Below are 16,663 nucleotides of genomic sequence, written 5' to 3' on the forward strand. Positions count from 1 at the left end.
TGGCGTGGGAGCCTTGTTGCAGGGGTTGTAGGAAAACCCCCACCCCTGCGCACGGCGGCCCGGAGTGCCGGGCTCAGGCCTTGCCGGTGGAGCCGTAGCCGCCTTCCCCGCGCTCACTGGCGGGAAATTCGGACACCACATTGAACTGCGCCTGCACCACGGGCACGATCATCAGCTGCGCGATCCGCTCCATGGGTTCAATCGTGAAGGGCACGTCGCTGCGGTTCCAGGCGCTGACCATCAGCTGCCCCTGGTAGTCGCTGTCGATCAGGCCCACCAGGTTGCCCAGCACGATGCCGTGTTTGTGGCCCAGGCCCGAGCGCGGCAGGATCAGAGCGGCATAGCCCGGGTTGTGCAGGTAGATGGCGATGCCGGTGGGCACCAGTTGCCAGGCGTTGGCAGCCAGCGTGAGCGGCGCATCCAGGCAGGCGCGCAGGTCCAGGCCGGCGCTGCCGGGCGTGGCGTAGGTGGGAAGGTTGTTCTGAAGGCGCGGGTCGAGAATCTTGACGTCGATGTGCATGAACTATTTTTTCTTCGGAGGTTGATTTTTTTGGGCCTTTTGGGCCTTTTGGGCCTTTTGGGCCTCTTCGGCCGCTTGCCGCGCCATCTCACGCAGGCGCTGGAGCAGCGCCCCGGATGACCGGCGGTTGGCCTGGAACACCGCCCACGCGCCGTACACCAGCAGCGCGGGCAGGAACAGGAAACCGGTTCCGGGCACCACCTCGGACAAAACCTGGGTGGCGATCCACAGGATAACAACCCATTTGACGTGGGTGGCAAAGGCGGCGACGGTGGCGGCGACTGGCGCGGGCTTGTCGGATGGCGTAGCGATGTTTGCCGGAGATGGTGTGCGCGGCGCGGTTTTGTCCTGGGGCTTGAGCCGGTCTTCACGGGCTTCGGCCGGCGCAGGCGCATTCGCATGGGTCAGGCGCTCCACGTAGGCCACAAAATCGCCGTCCGGCGGTGTGTTGGAGGGAAGGTTCACGGCGCGGCCGCTTTCCCTTTGGGGGCATCCGCCATCCTGGCCGCGATCTCCCCCACCAGCCGCCGCGCCAATGAGAGCTTGGAGGCCCGGGGCAAGGCTTTGCTGCCCTGCGCATCCACCAGCAGCAGCGCGTTATGGTCCTGGCCGAAGGTGTCGGGGCCGATGTTGCCGACCAGCAGCGGCACTTTTTTGCGCAGGCGCTTGGCCTCGGCGTTTTCCGCCAAGTCCTGGCTTTCCGCCGCGAAACCCACGCAGAAAAGCCGGCCGGCCTGCGCTTGGGCGGACTGGGCCACGGTGGCCAGGATGTCCGGGTTCTCGGTGAACGCGAGTTGCGGCGCCTGGCCGGAGCCGTCTTTCTTGATTTTCTGGGCCGAAGGCGCGGCGGGCCGCCAGTCGGCCACCGCCGCCGTGGCAATAAAAACGCTGGCGGCCTGGGCACGCGCCGCCACGGCGTCCAGCATCTGCTGCGCGGACCTCACGTCGATGCGGGTCACGCCGCGCGGCGTGGGCTGGCTCACCGGGCCGGCGACCAGCGTCACCTCGGCGCCCGCCTCGCGCGCCGCGCGCGCGATGGCAAAACCCATCTTGCCGCTGGACAGGTTGGTGATGCCGCGCACCGGGTCTATGGCTTCATAGGTGGGGCCTGCGGTGACCAGCACGCGCTGGCCGGCCAGCACTTTGGGCGCAAAAAAAGCCACCAGGTCCTCGAGGATCTGCTCGGGCTCCAGCATGCGCCCGTCGCCGGTCTCGCCGCAGGCCTGGAAGCCGCTGCCTACGCCCAGCACCGTGGCGCCGTCGGCATCCAGCTGCACAAAATTGCGCTGCGTGGCCGGGTGGGCGTACATCTCGCGGTTCATGGCCGGCGCCACCAGCAGCGGCACCTTGTCGATGGGGCGGGCCAGGCACATCAGGCTGAGCAGGTCGTCGGCGCGCCCGTGCAGCAGCTTGGCCATGAAGTCGGCGCTCATGGGCGCGACCAGGATGGCGTCGGACTCGCGCGACAGGTTGATGTGCGCCATGTTGTTGTCTTCGCGGCTGTCCCACTGGCTGGTGTAGACCGGCCGGCCGCTCAGGGCCTGCAGCGTGACGGGCGTGATGAACTGCTCGGCCGCCTCGGTCATGACCACCTGCACCGTGGCCCCGGCCTTGATCAGGGCCCGGCACAGCTCGGCCGCCTTGTAACAGGCGATCCCGCCCGACAGGCCCAGCACGATGTGTTTGCCGGCCAGGTCCAGGGCCTCTTCTGGCTGCATACCGTTCTCCGCAGCTTGCGCTTGATGTGTCATGTTCCGCAATGTATCTCAGTTACACCCTCCCCCTCGCGTTTCGCTGTATCCAGCGGTGTTGCCCCTAGGGGCATGCGAGGCTTGGCGGCACCGCCTCGAAATTCAATGCCCTTGCTGCCGGTAACCCGGCGGGCAACCCGTATAATCTCCGTTTACCACCTCTACGAACTTGCGGTTCGTACCTGACATGACCAAATTTGTCTTCGTCACCGGCGGTGTGGTGTCTTCCCTGGGCAAGGGAATCGCCTCAGCCTCCTTAGCTGCGATCCTGGAATCGCGAGGCCTCAAAGTCACTTTAATCAAGCTCGATCCCTACCTCAATGTGGATCCGGGCACGATGTCGCCCTTCCAGCACGGCGAGGTTTTTGTGACCGACGACGGCGCCGAAACCGACCTGGACCTGGGCCACTACGAGCGTTTCATCGAAACGCGCATGCGCAAGGCCAACAACTTCACCACCGGCCAGATCTACAAAAGCGTGCTCGAAAAAGAGCGCCGCGGCGACTACCTCGGCAAGACCGTGCAGGTCATCCCGCACGTCACCAATGAAATCCAGGAGTTCGTCAAGCGCGGCGCCGGCTATGAAACACCTGATGCCGTCGACGTGGCCATTGTCGAAATCGGCGGCACCGTCGGCGACATCGAGTCCCTGCCCTTCCTGGAAGCCGTGCGCCAGATGAGCCTGCGCCTGGGCGCCAACAACACCGCTTTTGTGCACCTGAGCTACCTGCCCTGGATCGCCGCCGCCGGCGAACTCAAGACCAAGCCGACCCAGCACACCGCCAAGCAGCTGCGCGAAATCGGTATCCAGGCCGACGTGCTGCTGTGCCGCGCGGACCGCCCCATCCCCAGCGAAGAGCGCGAGAAGATCTCGCTGTTCTCCAACGTTCCTGAATGGGGCGTGATCTCCATGTGGGACGTGGACACGATTTACAAGGTGCCGCGCATGCTGCACGAGCAGGGCCTGGACGGCCTGATCTGCGACAAGCTGCGCCTGAACACGCCGCCGGCCAACCTCCGGCGCTGGGACGACCTGGTCTACGAAACCGAGCACCCCCAGACCGAAGTGCACATCGCCATGGTCGGCAAGTACGTCGACCTCTCCGACAGCTACAAGTCGCTCAATGAAGCACTGCGCCACGCCGGCATGAAAAACCATGCCAAGGTGGTCATCGAGTACGTCGACTCCGAAACCATCACGCCGGACAACGTTTCGCGCCTGGCACGCTTTGACGGCGTGCTGGTGCCGGGCGGCTTCGGCGTGCGCGGCGTCGAAGGCAAGATTTGCGCGGCCCGCTTCGCGCGCGAGAACAAGATGCCTTACCTCGGCATCTGCCTGGGCATGCAGGTCGCCACCATCGAGTTCGCGCGCCATGTCGCCGGCCTGAAGGACGCCAACAGCACCGAGTTCGACCCCGCGACGCCGCACCCCGTCATCGCGCTGATCACCGAATGGAAAGACGCCGACGGCACCATCAAGACGCGCGATGCCAAGTCCGACCTGGGCGGCACCATGCGCCTGGGCGCACAGAGTTCCGACGTCGCCCCCGGCACGCTGGCGCACAAGATCTACGGCGATGTGGTCACCGAACGCCACCGCCACCGCTACGAAGCCAACGTCAACTACCTCGACGCCCTGCGCGCCTCGGGCCTGGTCATCTCCGCGCTGACCCAGCGCGAGCAGCTCACCGAAATCGTCGAGCTGCCGCAGGACGTCCACCCCTGGTTTGTCGGCGTGCAATTCCACCCCGAATTCAAATCCACGCCCTGGGCCGGCCACCCGCTGTTCAATGCCTACATCGCGGCCGTGCTCCAGCTGCGGGCCAGCGCGGGCCAGGGCGGCAAACCCGCGGCCAAGCCGTTGAAGGCGGTGGCTTGACATGAAACTCTGTGGATTCGACATCGGCCTTGACCAACCGTTTTTCCTGATCGCCGGCCCCTGCGTGGTGGAATCAGAGCAATTGCAGATGGACGCCGCCGGCACGCTCAAGGAAATCACCGCCTCACTGGGCATCCCCTTCATCTTCAAAAGCAGTTTCGACAAGGCCAACCGCACCAGCGAGACGGCCTTTCGCGGACTGGGCACTGAGAAAGGACTGGAGATTCTGGCCAAGGTCAAAAAGGACATTGGCGTGCCGGTGCTGACCGACATCCACTCCGAAGACCAGATCGCCCAGGTTGCCAAAGTCGTCGATGTGCTGCAAACACCGGCCCTGCTGTGCCGCCAGACCGACTTCATCCACGCCGTCGCGCTGTCCGGCCTGCCGGTCAATATCAAGAAAGGCCAGTTCATGGCCCCGGGCGACATGAAGAACGTCATCACCAAGGCGCGCGCGGCCGTCAAGGCGGCCGGCCTGCCGGAAGACAACTTCATGGCCTGCGAACGCGGCGCCAGCTTTGGCTACAACAACCTGGTCAGCGACATGCGTAGCCTGGCCATCATGCGCGAGACCAACGCACCGGTCGTGTTTGACGCGACCCACTCGGTGCAGCTGCCCGGCGGCCAAGGCACCAGCAGCGGCGGCGTGCGCGAGATGGTGCCGGTGCTCGCGCGTGCCGCGGTGGCCGTCGGCGTCTCTGGCCTGTTCATGGAAACCCACCCGGACCCGGCCAAGGCCTTGTGCGACGGCCCCAATGCCGTGCCGCTCAAACACATGAAGGCCTTGCTGGAAACGCTGCTTGAGCTGGACCGGGTCACCAAACGCAACGGCTTCCTTGAAAACAATTTTGCTGCCTGAACAGGCGCAAGCCCCATACCGGCGCAGGTGCACGTCATCCCGCGCCCTGCCCCGCTGACCCCGCAGCGGCAACAGCACTGTTCAAGATAGCAAGCGTCCCCAACCTGTTTCCGGAGCCCACATGCCCAGCGCCTACATCATCGCCAACGTGACGGTTACGAACCCCGAACAATACGAACAGTACAAAAAGCTGTCTAGCATTGCCATGCAGGCGCACGGCGCCGAAGTTTGCGTGCGCGGCGGCAAGATCGAGGTACTGGAAGGCGACTGGACGCCCAGCCGCATCGTGGTGCTGAAGTTCCCCAGCGTGGAGCAGGCCCGCGCCTTCAATGAATCCGCCGAATACGAAGCGGCGCGCCAGTCGCGCCAGGGCATTGCCGTCATGCGCATGGTGCTGGTCGAAGGTGTGTAACCGTTTTTGTTTTTTTATCTTTGTTTTTCCGATTTTTGAAAGAGCCTAAATGAGCGCAATTGTTGATATCGTCGGCCGCGAAATTCTCGACAGCCGTGGCAACCCTACCGTTGAATGCGACGTGCTGCTGGAGTCCGGCGTCATGGGCCGCGCGGCCGTTCCGTCCGGCGCCTCCACCGGTTCGCGCGAAGCGATCGAACTGCGCGACGGCGACAAGTCGCGCTACCTGGGCAAGGGCGTGCTCAAGGCGGTCGAGCACATCAACACCGAAATCTCCGAAGCCGTGCTGGGCCTGGACGCGAGCGAACAGGCCTTCCTGGACCGCACGCTGATCGACCTGGACGGCACCGACAACAAATCGCGCCTGGGCGCCAACGCCACGCTGGCCGTCAGCATGGCCGTGGCCCGCGCCGCCGCCGAAGAAGCCGGCCTGCCCCTGTACCGCTATTTCGGCGGCAGCGGCGCCATGCAGATGCCCGTGCCCATGATGAACGTGGTCAACGGCGGCGCGCACGCCAACAACAACCTGGACCTGCAGGAACTGATGATCATCCCCGTGGGCGCACCGAGCTTTCGCGAAGCCGTGCGTTACGGCGCCGAAGTCTTCCACGCGCTCAAGAAAATCCTGCACGACAAGGGCATGAGCGTGGCCGTCGGCGACGAGGGCGGCTTCGCCCCCAACGTGCCCAGCCACGAGGCGGCCATCCAGATGATCCTGGAAGCCATTTCCGCGGCCGGTTATGTGGCCGGCGAGCAGATCGCCCTGGGCCTGGACTGCGCGGCTTCCGAGTTCTACAAGGACGGCAAGTACGTGCTGTCCGGCGAAGGCCTGAGCCTCTCGGCCGAAGAGTGGACCAACATCCTGGCCACCTGGGTCGACAAATACCCCATCATCAGCATCGAGGACGGCATGGCCGAGGGCGACTGGGACGGCTGGAAGATCCTCACCGAGAAGCTCGGCAAAAAAGTGCAGCTGGTCGGCGACGACCTGTTCGTCACCAACACCAAGATCCTCAAGGAAGGCATCGACAAGCACATCGCCAACTCCATCCTGATCAAGATCAACCAGATCGGTACCCTGACCGAGACCTTCGCCGCCATCGAGATGGCCAAACGCGCCGGCTACACCGCCGTGATCTCGCACCGCTCCGGCGAAACCGAGGACTCGACCATCGCCGATATCGCCGTGGGCACCAACGCCGGCCAGATCAAGACCGGCTCGCTCTCGCGCTCGGACCGTATGGCCAAGTACAACCAGCTGCTGCGCATCGAGGAAGACCTCGGTGACGTTGCGTCCTACCCAGGGCGCGCCGCCTTTTACAACCTGCGCTAAGCACTGAACCGCACGTGGGAAACCGACTCGTCCCTGCCGTCCTGATTGCGCTGCTGGTCATCTTCCATGCGCAACTCTGGGTGGGCCGGGGCAGCGTTCCCAGCGTGCGCGAAATGCAGCACCGGCTGACCGAGCAGCAAGCCAAGAACGCCCAGGCCCAGGCCGCCAACGACCAGCTCACGGCGGAAGTCAGGGACTTGAAGGAAGGCCTGGAAATGGTCGAGGAAAAAGCCCGCAGCGAGCTGGGCATGGTCAAGCCCAATGAAATCTTCGTGCAGGTCACCAAGTAGGCTTGGGGCAGTCCTGCCAGGCCTGCCGGTGCGCTTGACGGATTGACTGTGCTGAAAATCGCCGTCACCGGCGCCCCTTCGACCGGAAAACATCAGCTGGCCTCCGACTTGGAGCGCACCCTCCAGGACGCGGGCCGGGATGCGCAGGTGGCCGTGACGGACCCGTCCGCGTCTTCAGGCGGCGCAGCCGGCCATACCGACCATGCCGGCTATGGCCTGACGCTGCTGTGCGGGCTGGAGTCGGCCGAAGCGGCCCGGCAGGCGGCCGACCAGTCCATACGGTCTGCCCTGGCCGCCGCCGGCACGGCTTACTGCGTCCTCTATGGAAGCGCACCGCAGCGCCTGGCGCAGGCGCTGGGCGCCGTTGAACGCCTGCTGCCGGGGTCGCCGCCGCGGAAACAGGCGCAGGCCGGCCGGAGCAAGGCCTGGGTGTGGGTCTGCGACAAATGCAGCGACCCGGCCTGCGAACACCGCCTGCTGAGCGACCTGCTGGCGCAGCGCGCCGCTTATTGAACCGTCGAGGTCGGCGGCTGCTGGTTGGTCTGGCTGGTGAAGAGCTGCGCCGCATCCACCGGGTCGAATTCATACTGCGCGCCGCAAAACTCGCAGTCGACCGCCACCTTGCCGCGCTCGGAAATAATGCTCTCGATTTCGTCGGCGCCCAGGCTGCGCAGCATGCCGCCTACGCGCTCGCGCGAGCAGCTGCAGGCAAAGCTGGGCGTCACCGGCTCAAAACGCGTGACCTGCTCTTCCCAGAACAGGCGGCGCAAAATGGTGTCGGCATCCAGGCCCAGCAGCTCTTCGCGCTTGAGCGTGCCGGCCAGCATCGCGATGCGCTTGTAGTCTTCGTTGACGCCTATCTGGTCTTCGTTGGCGTCGCGGTCTATCTGGCCTTCAAGGTTGCCCTGGCCCTTGACCGGCAGGCGCTGGATCAGCAGGCCCGCGGCCACATTGCCGTCGGCCGCCAGGATCAGCTTGGTGTCCAGTTGCTCGCTCTGCAGCATGTAGTGCTCCAGCACCTCGGCGAGGTTTTCGATCTTCTCGCGCTGGTCGCCGTACAGCGGCACCACGCCCTGGTAGGCCTGTTGGCCCGGCAGCTTGCCTTTCGGGTCCAGGGTGATCGCGCAGCGCCCCTGGTTGTTCACGTTGACCAGCTGGCTCAGCGAACTGCCCGGGTCCACCGTGCCCGTCACCGTGGCGGTGGCGCGCAGGCTCAGGTCTGGCTGCACCTCGGCCACGGCCAGCTTGACCGGCCCATCGCCGAATATCTGCAGGATCAGCGAGCCGTTGAACTTGATGTTGCTCTGCATCAGGGCGCCGGCCGCCGTCATTTCCCCCAGCAGGTTGGTGACCTCGGCCGGATAGCCGCCTGCCGCTTCCCGGCGCTTGAGGATTTCCTGCCAGGAGCCGGTCAAGCGCACCAGCATGCCGCGCACGGGCAGACCGTCAAAGATGAATTTATGGAGTTCGGACACTAATTAAGCCCCCACGCTTTTCGCTTCGCGTAATACGCTGCCCCCCGAGGGGGCGCTGCGCCTGCCGCCCGGCAAAGCCGGTTCCGCGGCCCCTGCTGGAATAAGAGTGCAGGCGTTAGCGCTCAGCGTGTATTTGATGGTTTTGGTCATTCAGGCAATTTTCTTGAGCCCGGTCTTATAGCGCCGGGCATTGTCTACATAGTGCTTCGCGCTCATTTTTAAACCCTCTATCTGCTCCGGGGACAGCTGCCTGACAGCTTTGGCCGGGCTGCCGAGGATCATGGAGCCGTCGGGGAACTCCTTGCCTTCGGTGACCAGGGAGCCGGCGCCGACCAGGCAGTTCTTGCCGATTTTCGCGCCGTTGAGCACCACCGCCTGGATGCCTATCAGCGAGCCGTCGCCGATGGTGCAGCCGTGCAGCATGACCTGGTGGCCGACGGTGACGTTTTCGCCTATGTTGAGCGGCAGCCCCATGTCGGCATGCAGCACGCTGTTGTCCTGGATGTTGGAGCCCCGGCCCACGGAAATGGTCTCGGTATCGCCCCGTATCACCACCCCAAACCAGACGCTGCTGTCCTCAGCCAGTTTCACATTGCCCATCACCTGGGCGTTGTCGGCCACCCAGGCGGATTCGTGAACGTCAGGGGCCAGGTTGTCCAGTTGGTAGAGGGCCATGGGTTTTGCACTTGGTGAGGGGATGGGGTCAAAAAAGCAGGGCCAGCACCCAGCCGGCTCCGATACCCCCGATTGTAAGAGCCTGTTCAATGCCTAAACGGGGCCGCGCAAGCGCCTTCTCGGGATGGGATGCAAGGCGCGGTGCGACGCCCATAGCATGGCTATGGGCTAGCGCCGCAAAGCCGCAGACCGCCCGAGAAGGGGCTTGCCCTCCGGGTTGGGGTGACGCAAACGCGGTCGCGTTTGCATCCCCGTTGGGGCAGCCGCACGACGCCCAGCCGACCGGCTGGGCGGTCGGGCGATTGAGCCACCCAGGCCCTTGCATGGGCATTAGCCCATGCGGCGTGCCCGGTCGGCCCACTCATCCCGATTGCACCCCAACGCGGCCCCGTTTAGACATTGAACAGGCTCTTAGGAGCCACTGCCGTATCGCCGACAATCCCCCCATGACAAGCGAGTCTCCTCCCGCGGAACTGCGCCAGCTGGCGCTGCGGGCGCTGCTGGAAGCCGATCCCGCGCAAAAAGTGCTGATGGCACAGCAGGCCATGGCGCAGGCGGGCACGCTGGCGGTCGAGGCCGGGCTGGAACTCGAGGCCCCGGCCGGCCTGCCCGGCTGCCCGGAGCGTCCCGAGCTGCGCTCCCACCTGGATGTGCCCAAGCGCTCGCCCTTCACGCGCGAAGGCCTGGCCGCCCTGCTCCACGCCGTGACGCACATCGAATTCAACGCGATCAACCTGGCCCTGGACGCAGTCTGGCGCTTTTCCGGCATGCCCCGCGCCTACTACCTGGACTGGCTCAAGGTCGCCGCCGAGGAAGCCCGGCACTTCAGCCTGCTGCGCGCCCACCTGCAAGCCATGGGCTATGACTATGGCGACTTTCCGGCCCACACCGGCCTCTGGGACATGACACGCAAGACCGAGGGCGACCTGCTGGCGCGCATGGCCCTGGTGCCGCGCACCCTGGAAGCCCGGGGCCTGGATGCCACCCCGCCCATGCAGGCCAAGCTGCGCAAGGTCGGCACGCCGGACGCGCTGCGGGCCGTGGACATCCTGGACGTGATCCTGCGCGACGAGATCGGCCATGTCGCCATCGGCAACCACTGGTATCGCCAGCTGTGCGCCCAGCGCGGGCTGGAGCCGGTCGCAACCTATGCCCTGCTAGCCCGCCAGTACGAGGCGCCCCGGCTCAAGGGCCCGCTGAACCTGGACGCCCGCCGCCGGGCGGGATTTGACGAGGCGGAACTGGCGCTCCTGGGCTAGGGACAGCGTCCAAAACGCGGCAAATTCCTACATGCGCGACTGCGGCAGGGATTTTCGAACGGCGCTAGACTGGAAATCTCTTGAAAAGGAGTTTGCGCATGATCCGGCACCTGGTTCCAGACATCCCATCGCAAATGCCGCGCCTGCCGGCGGACATCGCTCTTCAGCTGCCCCAGGGCCAGCGCCTGGGCTCGGCCAACGCACCCGTCAAGCTCGCGTTTTCCCATTGGTCCAGCATTGCCCGCCTCAAGGCCGGCCAGATAGGTGCCCTGGCCGAAGACTATGTCGAAGGCAAGCTCCAGCTCGAGGGCGCCATGCGCGACGTGATGCGCGCGGTGACCAAGCTGCTGCCCGGCAACCCGGTGCAAAGCGACACAAGCTGGTGGTCCAGCCTGCTGCACCACGCCAAGTCCCTGGCAGCCCACACCCATGCCCGCGATGCGGCGCAGATCCAGTTCCACTACGACGTGTCGGACGCCTTCTACGCGCTTTGGCTGGACCCGCGGCGCGTCTACTCCTGCGCCTATTACCGCGATGCCTCCATGAGCCTGGCCCAGGCCCAGGAAGCCAAGCTGGACCACATCTGCCGCAAGCTCATGCTCAAGCCCGGCGAGCGCTTCCTCGACATAGGCGCCGGCTGGGGCGGCTTGCTGTTATGGGCAGCCGAGCACTACGGCGTCGACGCCACCGGCATCACCCTGTCGAAAAACCAGCACGCGCACGTGCAGCGGCTGATTGAAGAAAAAGGCCTGGGCGGGCGCGTGCGCATGGAGCTGCGCGACTACCGCGACCTGCCGGAGGAGCAGGCCTTTGACAAAATTTCCTCAGTCGGCATGTTCGAGCATGTGGGCAAGGCCAAGATGACGGGTTACTTCCAGAAAATCATGCGCCTGCTGGTACCCGGCGGCCTGGTCATGAACCACGGCATCACGGCCGGCGGCCTGGAAAACCGCCAGCTCGGCGCCGGCATGGGCGACTTCATCGAAAAATACATCTTCCCGGGTGGCGAGCTGATGCACGTCAGCGCCGTGCTGGAGCACATGTCGCGCGCCGGCCTGGAAATGGTGGACACCGAGAACCTGCGCCCGCACTACGCGCGCACGCTGTGGAACTGGTCCGACGGGCTGGAAGCCAGGCTGGACGAAGCACGCCAGGTGCTGGCCCAGGACGGCGGCACCGAGCGCGCCGAAAAAACCTTGAGGGCCTACCGGCTCTACCTGGCCGGCAGCGCCATGAGCTTCGAGCAGGGCTGGATCTCGCTGCACCAGATGCTGGCGACGCGGCCTTCAGGCGATGTGCACAACACGGTCGTCACCGGGGCCCAGTCCGGCTACCCCTTCAACCGAGACTACATGTACCCCCCCGTCCAGGCTCGCTCTGTGTAGCCTGTTCCCCCTCAAGGGGCGGCGCCTGGGGCCGGCAAAGCCGGACCCTCGGCCCCCACTGGTGAAATACCTCCATCACTGCTCGGCCTTGATGTTCGCGGCTTTGATGATGCGGGCATTGCCGGCCGACTCGGCGGCGATCTGGCGCGCAAACTCCGCCGCGCTGCCGCCGGTCGGGACATTGTCGGCATCAAGCAGCTTCTTGCGCAGCTCGGGCGTGCGCAAAGCCAGGTTGACCTCGGTGTTGAGCCGCTGCAGCAGCTCCGCCGGTACCTTCGCCGGGGCGAACACCCCAAACAGCGAGCTCAGGTTGGCGGGCGCCAGGCCCAGTTCAGCAAAGGTTGGCACCTGCGGCAAGGCCTCCACGCGCGCCGGCGCGCCCACCGCGAGCGGGCGCAGTTTGCCCGACTGGATGTGCTGCATCACGGTACCGCTGAGGTTGGTGGAGACCAGTTCCACCTGCCCGCCCAATGCGTCGGTGAGCTGCTGGCCGCCGCCCTTGTAGGGCACATGGGTGAATTCCACCTTGGCCCCATGGCTGACCTGCTCGAGCACCAGATGGCCCACCGTGGCCAGCCCCGAGGTCGACCAGCGCAGGCTGCCCGGTTTTGTCCTGGCCGTCGCCAGCATGTCCTTGAAATCCTTGCCCGCAAAGGCCGGCGTGGCCAGCAGCACCACGGGCGAATACATCACGCTGGCGACCGGGGCGATGTCACGGGCCGGGTCATAGGCCTGCTTGCCCAGGTGCGGGTTCAGGGCCAGCGGGCTGATGGACGAAAACCCGAGGGTGTAGCCGTCGGGCGCGGCCTTGGCCACCGCATCCATGCCTATGCTGCCGCCCGCGCCGGCGCGGTTTTCCACCACCACCGGCGTGCCGAGCTGGGCGGACAGCTTGTCGGCCAGGGCGCGCGCCACCGCATCGCTGATGCCGCCCGGCGGATAGGCCACCACAATGCGCAGCGGGCGCGCCGGCCATGCCGGGGCCGGCTGGGCCAAGGCGGCTCCAAGCGGCGATAAAAGCATGAGCAGGGCCACCGCGCGGCGCCGTCGAATCAGTCCTGGCATAAAGCGTTCCAAAGATAAGGTGTGGGAAAAATTTTCTAGCCACGAGGGTGGTGCTGCGCATGCAGCGCCTTGAGCCGCTCACGCGCCACATGGGTGTAAATCGTGGTGGTGGAAATATCGGCGTGGCCCAGCAGCATCTGCACCGCGCGCAGGTCGGCGCCGTGGTTCAGCAAATGGGTGGCGAAGGCGTGGCGCAGGGTGTGGGGCGACAGCGGCGAATGGATGCCGGCCAGCCCAGCGTACTTCTTGACCAACATCCAGAACATCACGCGGCTCATGCCCTTGCCGTGGCCGGTGACGAACAGGTCGTCGGTCTGCTGCCCACCAAGGATGGCCGGCCGCGACTCGGCCAGGTAGTTCACGACCCATTCCCGCGCCACCTGGCCGAATGGCACCAGGCGCTCCTTGCTGCCCTTGCCCATGACGCGCAGCACGCCTTCGTTGAGGCTCAGGTGAAAAGTCTTCAGGCCCACCAGCTCGCTCACACGCAGGCCGCTGGCATACAGCAGCTCCAGCATGGCGCGGTCGCGCAGCCCCAGCGGCGTAGCTTCATCGGGCGCGGCCAGCAGCGCTTCGACCTGGGCTTCGCTCAGCGTCTTGGGAACCCGCAGCGCCTGTTTGGCCGACTGCAGCTTGAGCGTCGGGTCCGCGTCTATCAGGCGCTCGCGCAGCGCCCAGCGGAAGTAGCGCTTGAACACCGTGAGGCGCCGGTTGGCCGAGGTCGCCTTGGTCGCGGCGTGCCGGGCGGAAAAATAGCGGTTGAGATCGCTCTCGGCCGTAGCGTCCAGCGCGCGCGCGCCCTGCTCCTTCGCGCCCAGCCAGCCGGCGAACAAGGACAGGTCCCGGCGGTAGGCCGCCAGCGTGTTTTTCGAGAGGCCGTCCTCCAGCCACAGCGCATCGATGAACGCGTCTATGCTGGACTGGCTTTGTGCTTGCATGGAGGCAACCATAACAAAAAAAGCCGCCGCGCAATCTCTTGCGCGGCGGCTTATGGTGCTAAGACCCGATCGGGCTCAGTCAAGCTTGAGCTTGGCTCCGTCCACCACTTTTTTGTAGACCTCGTATTCGGCCTTGATCTGGGCCGTGAACTGCTCGGGCGTGTTGGCGATGATCAGCGAACCCGTGTCCTCGATGCGTTTGCGCACCGCCGGGTCTTCCAGCGACTTCTTCACGCCGGCACTGACCTTGTCGACCACTTCCTTGGGCAGTCCCTTGGGGCCCAGGATGCCGTAGTAGGCCATGCGGTTCACCGGCTCCAGGCCGACTTCCTTGAAGGTCGGAACGTCAGGCAACACGGCCAGACGCTGCGGCGCGGCCACCACGATGGGGATCAGGCGCTTTTGCTGGATGAAGGGCAGCGCGGAAGGAATGTTGTCAAAGATCATGGGGACCTGGCCGGCCACCGTGTCGTTGAGGGCCGGTCCCGCGCCGCGGTAGGGGATGTGGGTCACAAAAGTGCCCGACATGCTTTTGAACAGCTCCATCTGCAGGTGGCCTATGCCGCCCGTGCCCGAAGATGAATAGGAGTACTTGCCGGGGTTCTTCTTGAGCTCGGCCAGGAACTCCTTGTAGTTGCGGGCCGGAAAGCTCGGGTGCACGGCGATGATGTTGGGCGTGGCCGCGATGTTGATGATGGGCGTGAAGTCCGTCAGCGTGTTGTACGGGATCTTGGGGTTGATGGCCGGGTTGGCCGCGGTGGTGGACACCGTGGCCACGCCCAGCGTATAGCCGTCGGGAACGGAACGGGCGATTTCCAGCGCGCCGACCACACCGCCGCCGCCGGCCTTGTTCTCGACGATGACGCTTTGGCCCAGGGCCTTGCCCAGCGGCTCGGCGATCACGCGGGCGACGATGTCGGTGGTGCCGCCGGGCGCGAAGGGCACCTGCAGCTTGACCACCTTGTTGGGATAACCCTGCGCCAGTGCGGGGCCCGCGGCGGCGCCCAGCACAAGCGCGGACAGCACGGAGTAGGCAAAGAGATAACGACGTTGCATGTTCAGGTCCTTACGGTAAAAACTAACTGCTGAAATGGTAATCGCAAGAACCAATACCGCCAGTTGTGGATTACGCATAAGGGCAAACCCGAAGGGATTGCGGTTATTCTTGGGCCGGTGAACTACGCCCAGCTTCTTTTCCCCGACTTTTCCCTCATCGTCTGCGGCTACCTGGTGTGCCGCTACACCGCTCTCAACCGCACGGTCTGGGAGAAGGTGGAAAGCCTGGTCTATTACTTTCTGTTTCCGGTCCTGCTGTTTCACTCCATCGTGAAAAGCCCGCTGGACCTGGGTGCCGCCTCCAGCCTGATAGGTGCCGGCCTGCTGATGGGCGTGGCCGGCATCGCCATGGCCTACAGCCTGCCGCACCTGCCCTGGCTGCGCCGCCACATCGACACGCGCGAGCACGCGGCCAGCGCGCAGGTGGCCTTTCGCTTCAACTCCTTCATCGCCCTGGCATTGGCCGACCGCCTCGCAGGCGCCCAGGGCCTGCAGCTGATCGCGGTGCTGATCGGCGTCTGCGTGCCGCTCTTCAACGTCGCCGCGGTATGGCCCATGGCAAGGCATGCGCAACGCGGCTTCATGGGCGAGCTGGTGCGCAACCCGCTGATCGTGGCAACGGCCACGGGCCTTGTCGCCAACCTGCTGGGCTTCAACATCCCCTTCTGGCTGGAACCCACCGTCAACCGCATAGGCGCCGCCTCCCTGGCCCTGGGCTTGATGTCGGCCGGGGCCGGCATGCAGTTCGTCCACCTGGCGCAATCCAGGACCCTGACGGTGGCCGTGCTGTCCATACGCCACCTGCTGCTGCCCATCGTGGCCCTGGGCCTGGCCAAGGCCTTCGGCCTGTCGCCGGTGCAGACCACCATACTGCTGGCCTTCTCGGCGCTGCCGACGGCCTCCAGCGCTTATGTGCTGGCCGCGCGCATGGGCTACAACGGCGGCTATGTGGCGGGCCTGGTGACCTTGTCGACCATGCTGGGGGTGGTGAGCTTGCCCTTTGCCCTGGCGGTGTTGCGCTAAGGTACTCGTTCCCGCTCTCGTTTTTTTCGTTTCCCTGGGGCTGTGCCAGCCAGGTCCCGTCTTTCACCGCTGCTGGGTATACTAATGTAATAATTTGTAGCCAACAGGGCCAGGCAATAACAAGGGGATCGGGGATGGAAATTCGAAGCTCAATTGCGGCCTTGATTGTCATGGGCGCGGCGTGTTCGGGCGCCAGCGGCGGCCAGAACCTGTACAAATGCGGCGCGACTTTCCAGGACAAACCCTGCGACACGGAAGTCCAGAAAAAGTACTCCTCGCTGACCGGTTCTTTCAGCAAGGAGCAGGTCAATGCGACGGCCGACGCGCAGTGCGCCGACAGGGGCGTGCGTGCCCTGCCCTTCATCCAGGCGCGAACCCGCCAGGAAACCCTGGAAAGCCTGCACGCAGGCATTGACGCCAAACCCATCGCAAGGCTGGAAAAAATCAAGGAAAAGGATTTGGCGTCCGCGGTTTTCGCCAAAAAAGGCAACCCCGTGGAAATCCGGGCCGCCATTGAGACGGAGTGCATGGACAACAAACAGGCCTCCACCAGGACCCGCGCTCCGTCCGCATACGCGGCATACCCCGCCTATCCCGTTTACCCCGAAAGCAACGCACGGCAGGCCGCAGCCGAAAGGCGTGCCGAGGCAGCCGCGGCAAGAGCGGCAGCCGCGGCCGATCGCGCGTCGCGCCGCTATTGAACCCAGCTCCCCTGCCGCAGGGGCAACAACAACGCCAAATCA

General features: G+C 65.1%; 18 protein-coding genes. 10 read left to right on the plus strand and 8 right to left on the minus strand.

The window, feature by feature from the left end; genetic code table 11:
- Positions 1 to 73: 73 nt before the first annotated feature.
- Genes dut through coaBC form a run of 3 tightly spaced genes read right to left on the minus strand, consistent with a single transcriptional unit; the run spans position 74 to position 2,238 of the window.
- Complete coding sequence (dut, locus tag ACEN9P_RS01775; protein WP_074576942.1) at positions 74 to 520, minus strand: dUTP diphosphatase; 447 nt, start codon at positions 518 to 520, stop codon at positions 74 to 76.
- Between the two features lie 3 nt (positions 521 to 523).
- On the minus strand, positions 524 to 985 hold the full coding sequence (locus ACEN9P_RS01780; protein ID WP_495620915.1) for a hypothetical protein: 462 nt from the start codon (positions 983 to 985) through the stop codon (positions 524 to 526).
- Positions 982 to 2,238 (minus strand): bifunctional phosphopantothenoylcysteine decarboxylase/phosphopantothenate--cysteine ligase CoaBC, encoded by a 1,257-nt coding sequence (gene coaBC / locus ACEN9P_RS01785; RefSeq protein ID WP_495620916.1) that lies wholly within the window; start codon positions 2,236 to 2,238, stop codon positions 982 to 984. Before coaBC ends, ACEN9P_RS01780 begins: the two co-directional genes overlap by 4 nt.
- 220 nt (positions 2,239 to 2,458) lie before the next feature.
- Between coaBC and pyrG the strand changes: the two genes are divergently transcribed.
- The 6 genes from pyrG to ACEN9P_RS01815 all read left to right on the plus strand — a co-directional run bounded on the left by pyrG (position 2,459) and on the right by ACEN9P_RS01815 (position 7,557).
- Positions 2,459 to 4,150: a CTP synthase gene (gene pyrG / locus ACEN9P_RS01790; RefSeq protein WP_477664394.1), complete on the plus strand. Its 1,692-nt coding sequence runs from the start codon at positions 2,459 to 2,461 to the stop codon at positions 4,148 to 4,150.
- A 1-nt stretch (position 4,151) separates the two neighbouring features.
- Complete coding sequence (gene kdsA / locus ACEN9P_RS01795) at positions 4,152 to 5,009, plus strand: 3-deoxy-8-phosphooctulonate synthase (RefSeq protein WP_477664395.1); 858 nt, start codon at positions 4,152 to 4,154, stop codon at positions 5,007 to 5,009.
- A 121-nt stretch (positions 5,010 to 5,130) separates the two neighbouring features.
- The gene (locus ACEN9P_RS01800) at positions 5,131 to 5,421 is read left to right on the plus strand and encodes a DUF1330 domain-containing protein (RefSeq protein WP_036840093.1); all 291 of its coding nucleotides are present in this window, start codon (positions 5,131 to 5,133) and stop codon (positions 5,419 to 5,421) included.
- 49 nt (positions 5,422 to 5,470) lie between these two features.
- Positions 5,471 to 6,754: a phosphopyruvate hydratase gene (gene eno / locus ACEN9P_RS01805; RefSeq protein WP_007873230.1), complete on the plus strand. Its 1,284-nt coding sequence runs from the start codon at positions 5,471 to 5,473 to the stop codon at positions 6,752 to 6,754.
- A 14-nt stretch (positions 6,755 to 6,768) separates the two neighbouring features.
- On the plus strand, positions 6,769 to 7,044 hold the full coding sequence (locus tag ACEN9P_RS01810; protein WP_074576952.1) for a septum formation initiator family protein: 276 nt from the start codon (positions 6,769 to 6,771) through the stop codon (positions 7,042 to 7,044).
- Between the two features lie 48 nt (positions 7,045 to 7,092).
- Entirely contained in the window at positions 7,093 to 7,557 is a 465-nt protein-coding gene (locus tag ACEN9P_RS01815) for a hypothetical protein (protein ID WP_495620917.1), read from the plus strand.
- Here the strand turns inward: ACEN9P_RS01815 and hslO are convergent.
- Positions 7,551 to 8,519, minus strand: a complete 969-nt coding sequence (hslO, locus tag ACEN9P_RS01820; RefSeq protein WP_007873224.1) for an Hsp33 family molecular chaperone HslO — start codon at positions 8,517 to 8,519, stop codon at positions 7,551 to 7,553. The genes ACEN9P_RS01815 and hslO overlap by 7 nt on opposite strands.
- 150 nt (positions 8,520 to 8,669) lie before the next feature.
- The gene (locus tag ACEN9P_RS01825) at positions 8,670 to 9,194 is read right to left on the minus strand and encodes a gamma carbonic anhydrase family protein (RefSeq protein WP_477662481.1); all 525 of its coding nucleotides are present in this window, start codon (positions 9,192 to 9,194) and stop codon (positions 8,670 to 8,672) included.
- A gap of 446 nt (positions 9,195 to 9,640) precedes the next feature.
- Here ACEN9P_RS01825 and ACEN9P_RS01830 point away from each other — a divergent pair, with 446 nt between their 5' ends.
- Both ACEN9P_RS01830 and ACEN9P_RS01835 read left to right on the plus strand, forming a co-directional pair.
- Complete coding sequence (locus tag ACEN9P_RS01830; RefSeq protein ID WP_495620918.1) at positions 9,641 to 10,453, plus strand: ferritin-like domain-containing protein; 813 nt, start codon at positions 9,641 to 9,643, stop codon at positions 10,451 to 10,453.
- Positions 10,454 to 10,551: 98 nt separating this feature from the next.
- Positions 10,552 to 11,838, plus strand: a complete 1,287-nt coding sequence (locus ACEN9P_RS01835) for a class I SAM-dependent methyltransferase (protein WP_495620919.1) — start codon at positions 10,552 to 10,554, stop codon at positions 11,836 to 11,838.
- 75 nt (positions 11,839 to 11,913) lie between these two features.
- On the opposite strand, the gene ACEN9P_RS01840 is transcribed toward ACEN9P_RS01835, so the two are convergent.
- The 3 genes from ACEN9P_RS01840 to ACEN9P_RS01850 all read right to left on the minus strand — a co-directional run bounded on the left by ACEN9P_RS01840 (position 11,914) and on the right by ACEN9P_RS01850 (position 14,897).
- Positions 11,914 to 12,903: a Bug family tripartite tricarboxylate transporter substrate binding protein gene (locus tag ACEN9P_RS01840; RefSeq protein ID WP_495620920.1), complete on the minus strand. Its 990-nt coding sequence runs from the start codon at positions 12,901 to 12,903 to the stop codon at positions 11,914 to 11,916.
- Between the two features lie 35 nt (positions 12,904 to 12,938).
- On the minus strand, positions 12,939 to 13,841 hold the full coding sequence (gene xerD / locus ACEN9P_RS01845) for a site-specific tyrosine recombinase XerD (RefSeq protein WP_495620921.1): 903 nt from the start codon (positions 13,839 to 13,841) through the stop codon (positions 12,939 to 12,941).
- Between the two features lie 75 nt (positions 13,842 to 13,916).
- Positions 13,917 to 14,897, minus strand: coding sequence for a tripartite tricarboxylate transporter substrate binding protein BugE (locus ACEN9P_RS01850; protein WP_477662486.1), 981 nt, complete (start codon positions 14,895 to 14,897; stop codon positions 13,917 to 13,919).
- Between the two features lie 117 nt (positions 14,898 to 15,014).
- Between ACEN9P_RS01850 and ACEN9P_RS01855 the strand changes: the two genes are divergently transcribed.
- Together ACEN9P_RS01855 and ACEN9P_RS01860 are read left to right on the plus strand one after the other, a co-directional pair.
- Complete coding sequence (locus ACEN9P_RS01855) at positions 15,015 to 15,920, plus strand: AEC family transporter (RefSeq protein ID WP_495620922.1); 906 nt, start codon at positions 15,015 to 15,017, stop codon at positions 15,918 to 15,920.
- A 134-nt stretch (positions 15,921 to 16,054) separates the two neighbouring features.
- The gene (locus tag ACEN9P_RS01860; RefSeq protein WP_477701181.1) at positions 16,055 to 16,621 is read left to right on the plus strand and encodes a hypothetical protein; all 567 of its coding nucleotides are present in this window, start codon (positions 16,055 to 16,057) and stop codon (positions 16,619 to 16,621) included.
- Positions 16,622 to 16,663: the final 42 nt, after the last annotated feature.

The organism is Polaromonas sp. Polasp52, assembly GCF_059491565.1.

Excerpts from the sequence above, each read along its gene's own strand:
- ACEN9P_RS01830 (WP_495620918.1), top strand. The coding sequence starts at position 9,641 with ATGACAAGCGAGTCTCCTCCCGCGGAACTGCGCCAGCTGGCGCTGCGG.
- kdsA (WP_477664395.1), top strand. The coding sequence starts at position 4,152 with ATGAAACTCTGTGGATTCGACATCGGCCTTGACCAACCGTTTTTCCTG.
- ACEN9P_RS01850 (WP_477662486.1), bottom strand. The coding sequence starts at position 14,897 with ATGCAACGTCGTTATCTCTTTGCCTACTCCGTGCTGTCCGCGCTTGTG.
- ACEN9P_RS01825 (WP_477662481.1), bottom strand. The coding sequence starts at position 9,194 with ATGGCCCTCTACCAACTGGACAACCTGGCCCCTGACGTTCACGAATCC.
- ACEN9P_RS01800 (WP_036840093.1), top strand. The coding sequence starts at position 5,131 with ATGCCCAGCGCCTACATCATCGCCAACGTGACGGTTACGAACCCCGAA.
- ACEN9P_RS01860 (WP_477701181.1), top strand. The coding sequence starts at position 16,055 with ATGGAAATTCGAAGCTCAATTGCGGCCTTGATTGTCATGGGCGCGGCG.
- ACEN9P_RS01840 (WP_495620920.1), bottom strand. The coding sequence starts at position 12,903 with ATGCCAGGACTGATTCGACGGCGCCGCGCGGTGGCCCTGCTCATGCTT.
- xerD (WP_495620921.1), bottom strand. The coding sequence starts at position 13,841 with ATGCAAGCACAAAGCCAGTCCAGCATAGACGCGTTCATCGATGCGCTG.
- dut (WP_074576942.1), bottom strand. The coding sequence starts at position 520 with ATGCACATCGACGTCAAGATTCTCGACCCGCGCCTTCAGAACAACCTT.
- pyrG (WP_477664394.1), top strand. The coding sequence starts at position 2,459 with ATGACCAAATTTGTCTTCGTCACCGGCGGTGTGGTGTCTTCCCTGGGC.
- ACEN9P_RS01835 (WP_495620919.1), top strand. The coding sequence starts at position 10,552 with ATGATCCGGCACCTGGTTCCAGACATCCCATCGCAAATGCCGCGCCTG.
- eno (WP_007873230.1), top strand. The coding sequence starts at position 5,471 with ATGAGCGCAATTGTTGATATCGTCGGCCGCGAAATTCTCGACAGCCGT.
- coaBC (WP_495620916.1), bottom strand. The coding sequence starts at position 2,238 with ATGCAGCCAGAAGAGGCCCTGGACCTGGCCGGCAAACACATCGTGCTG.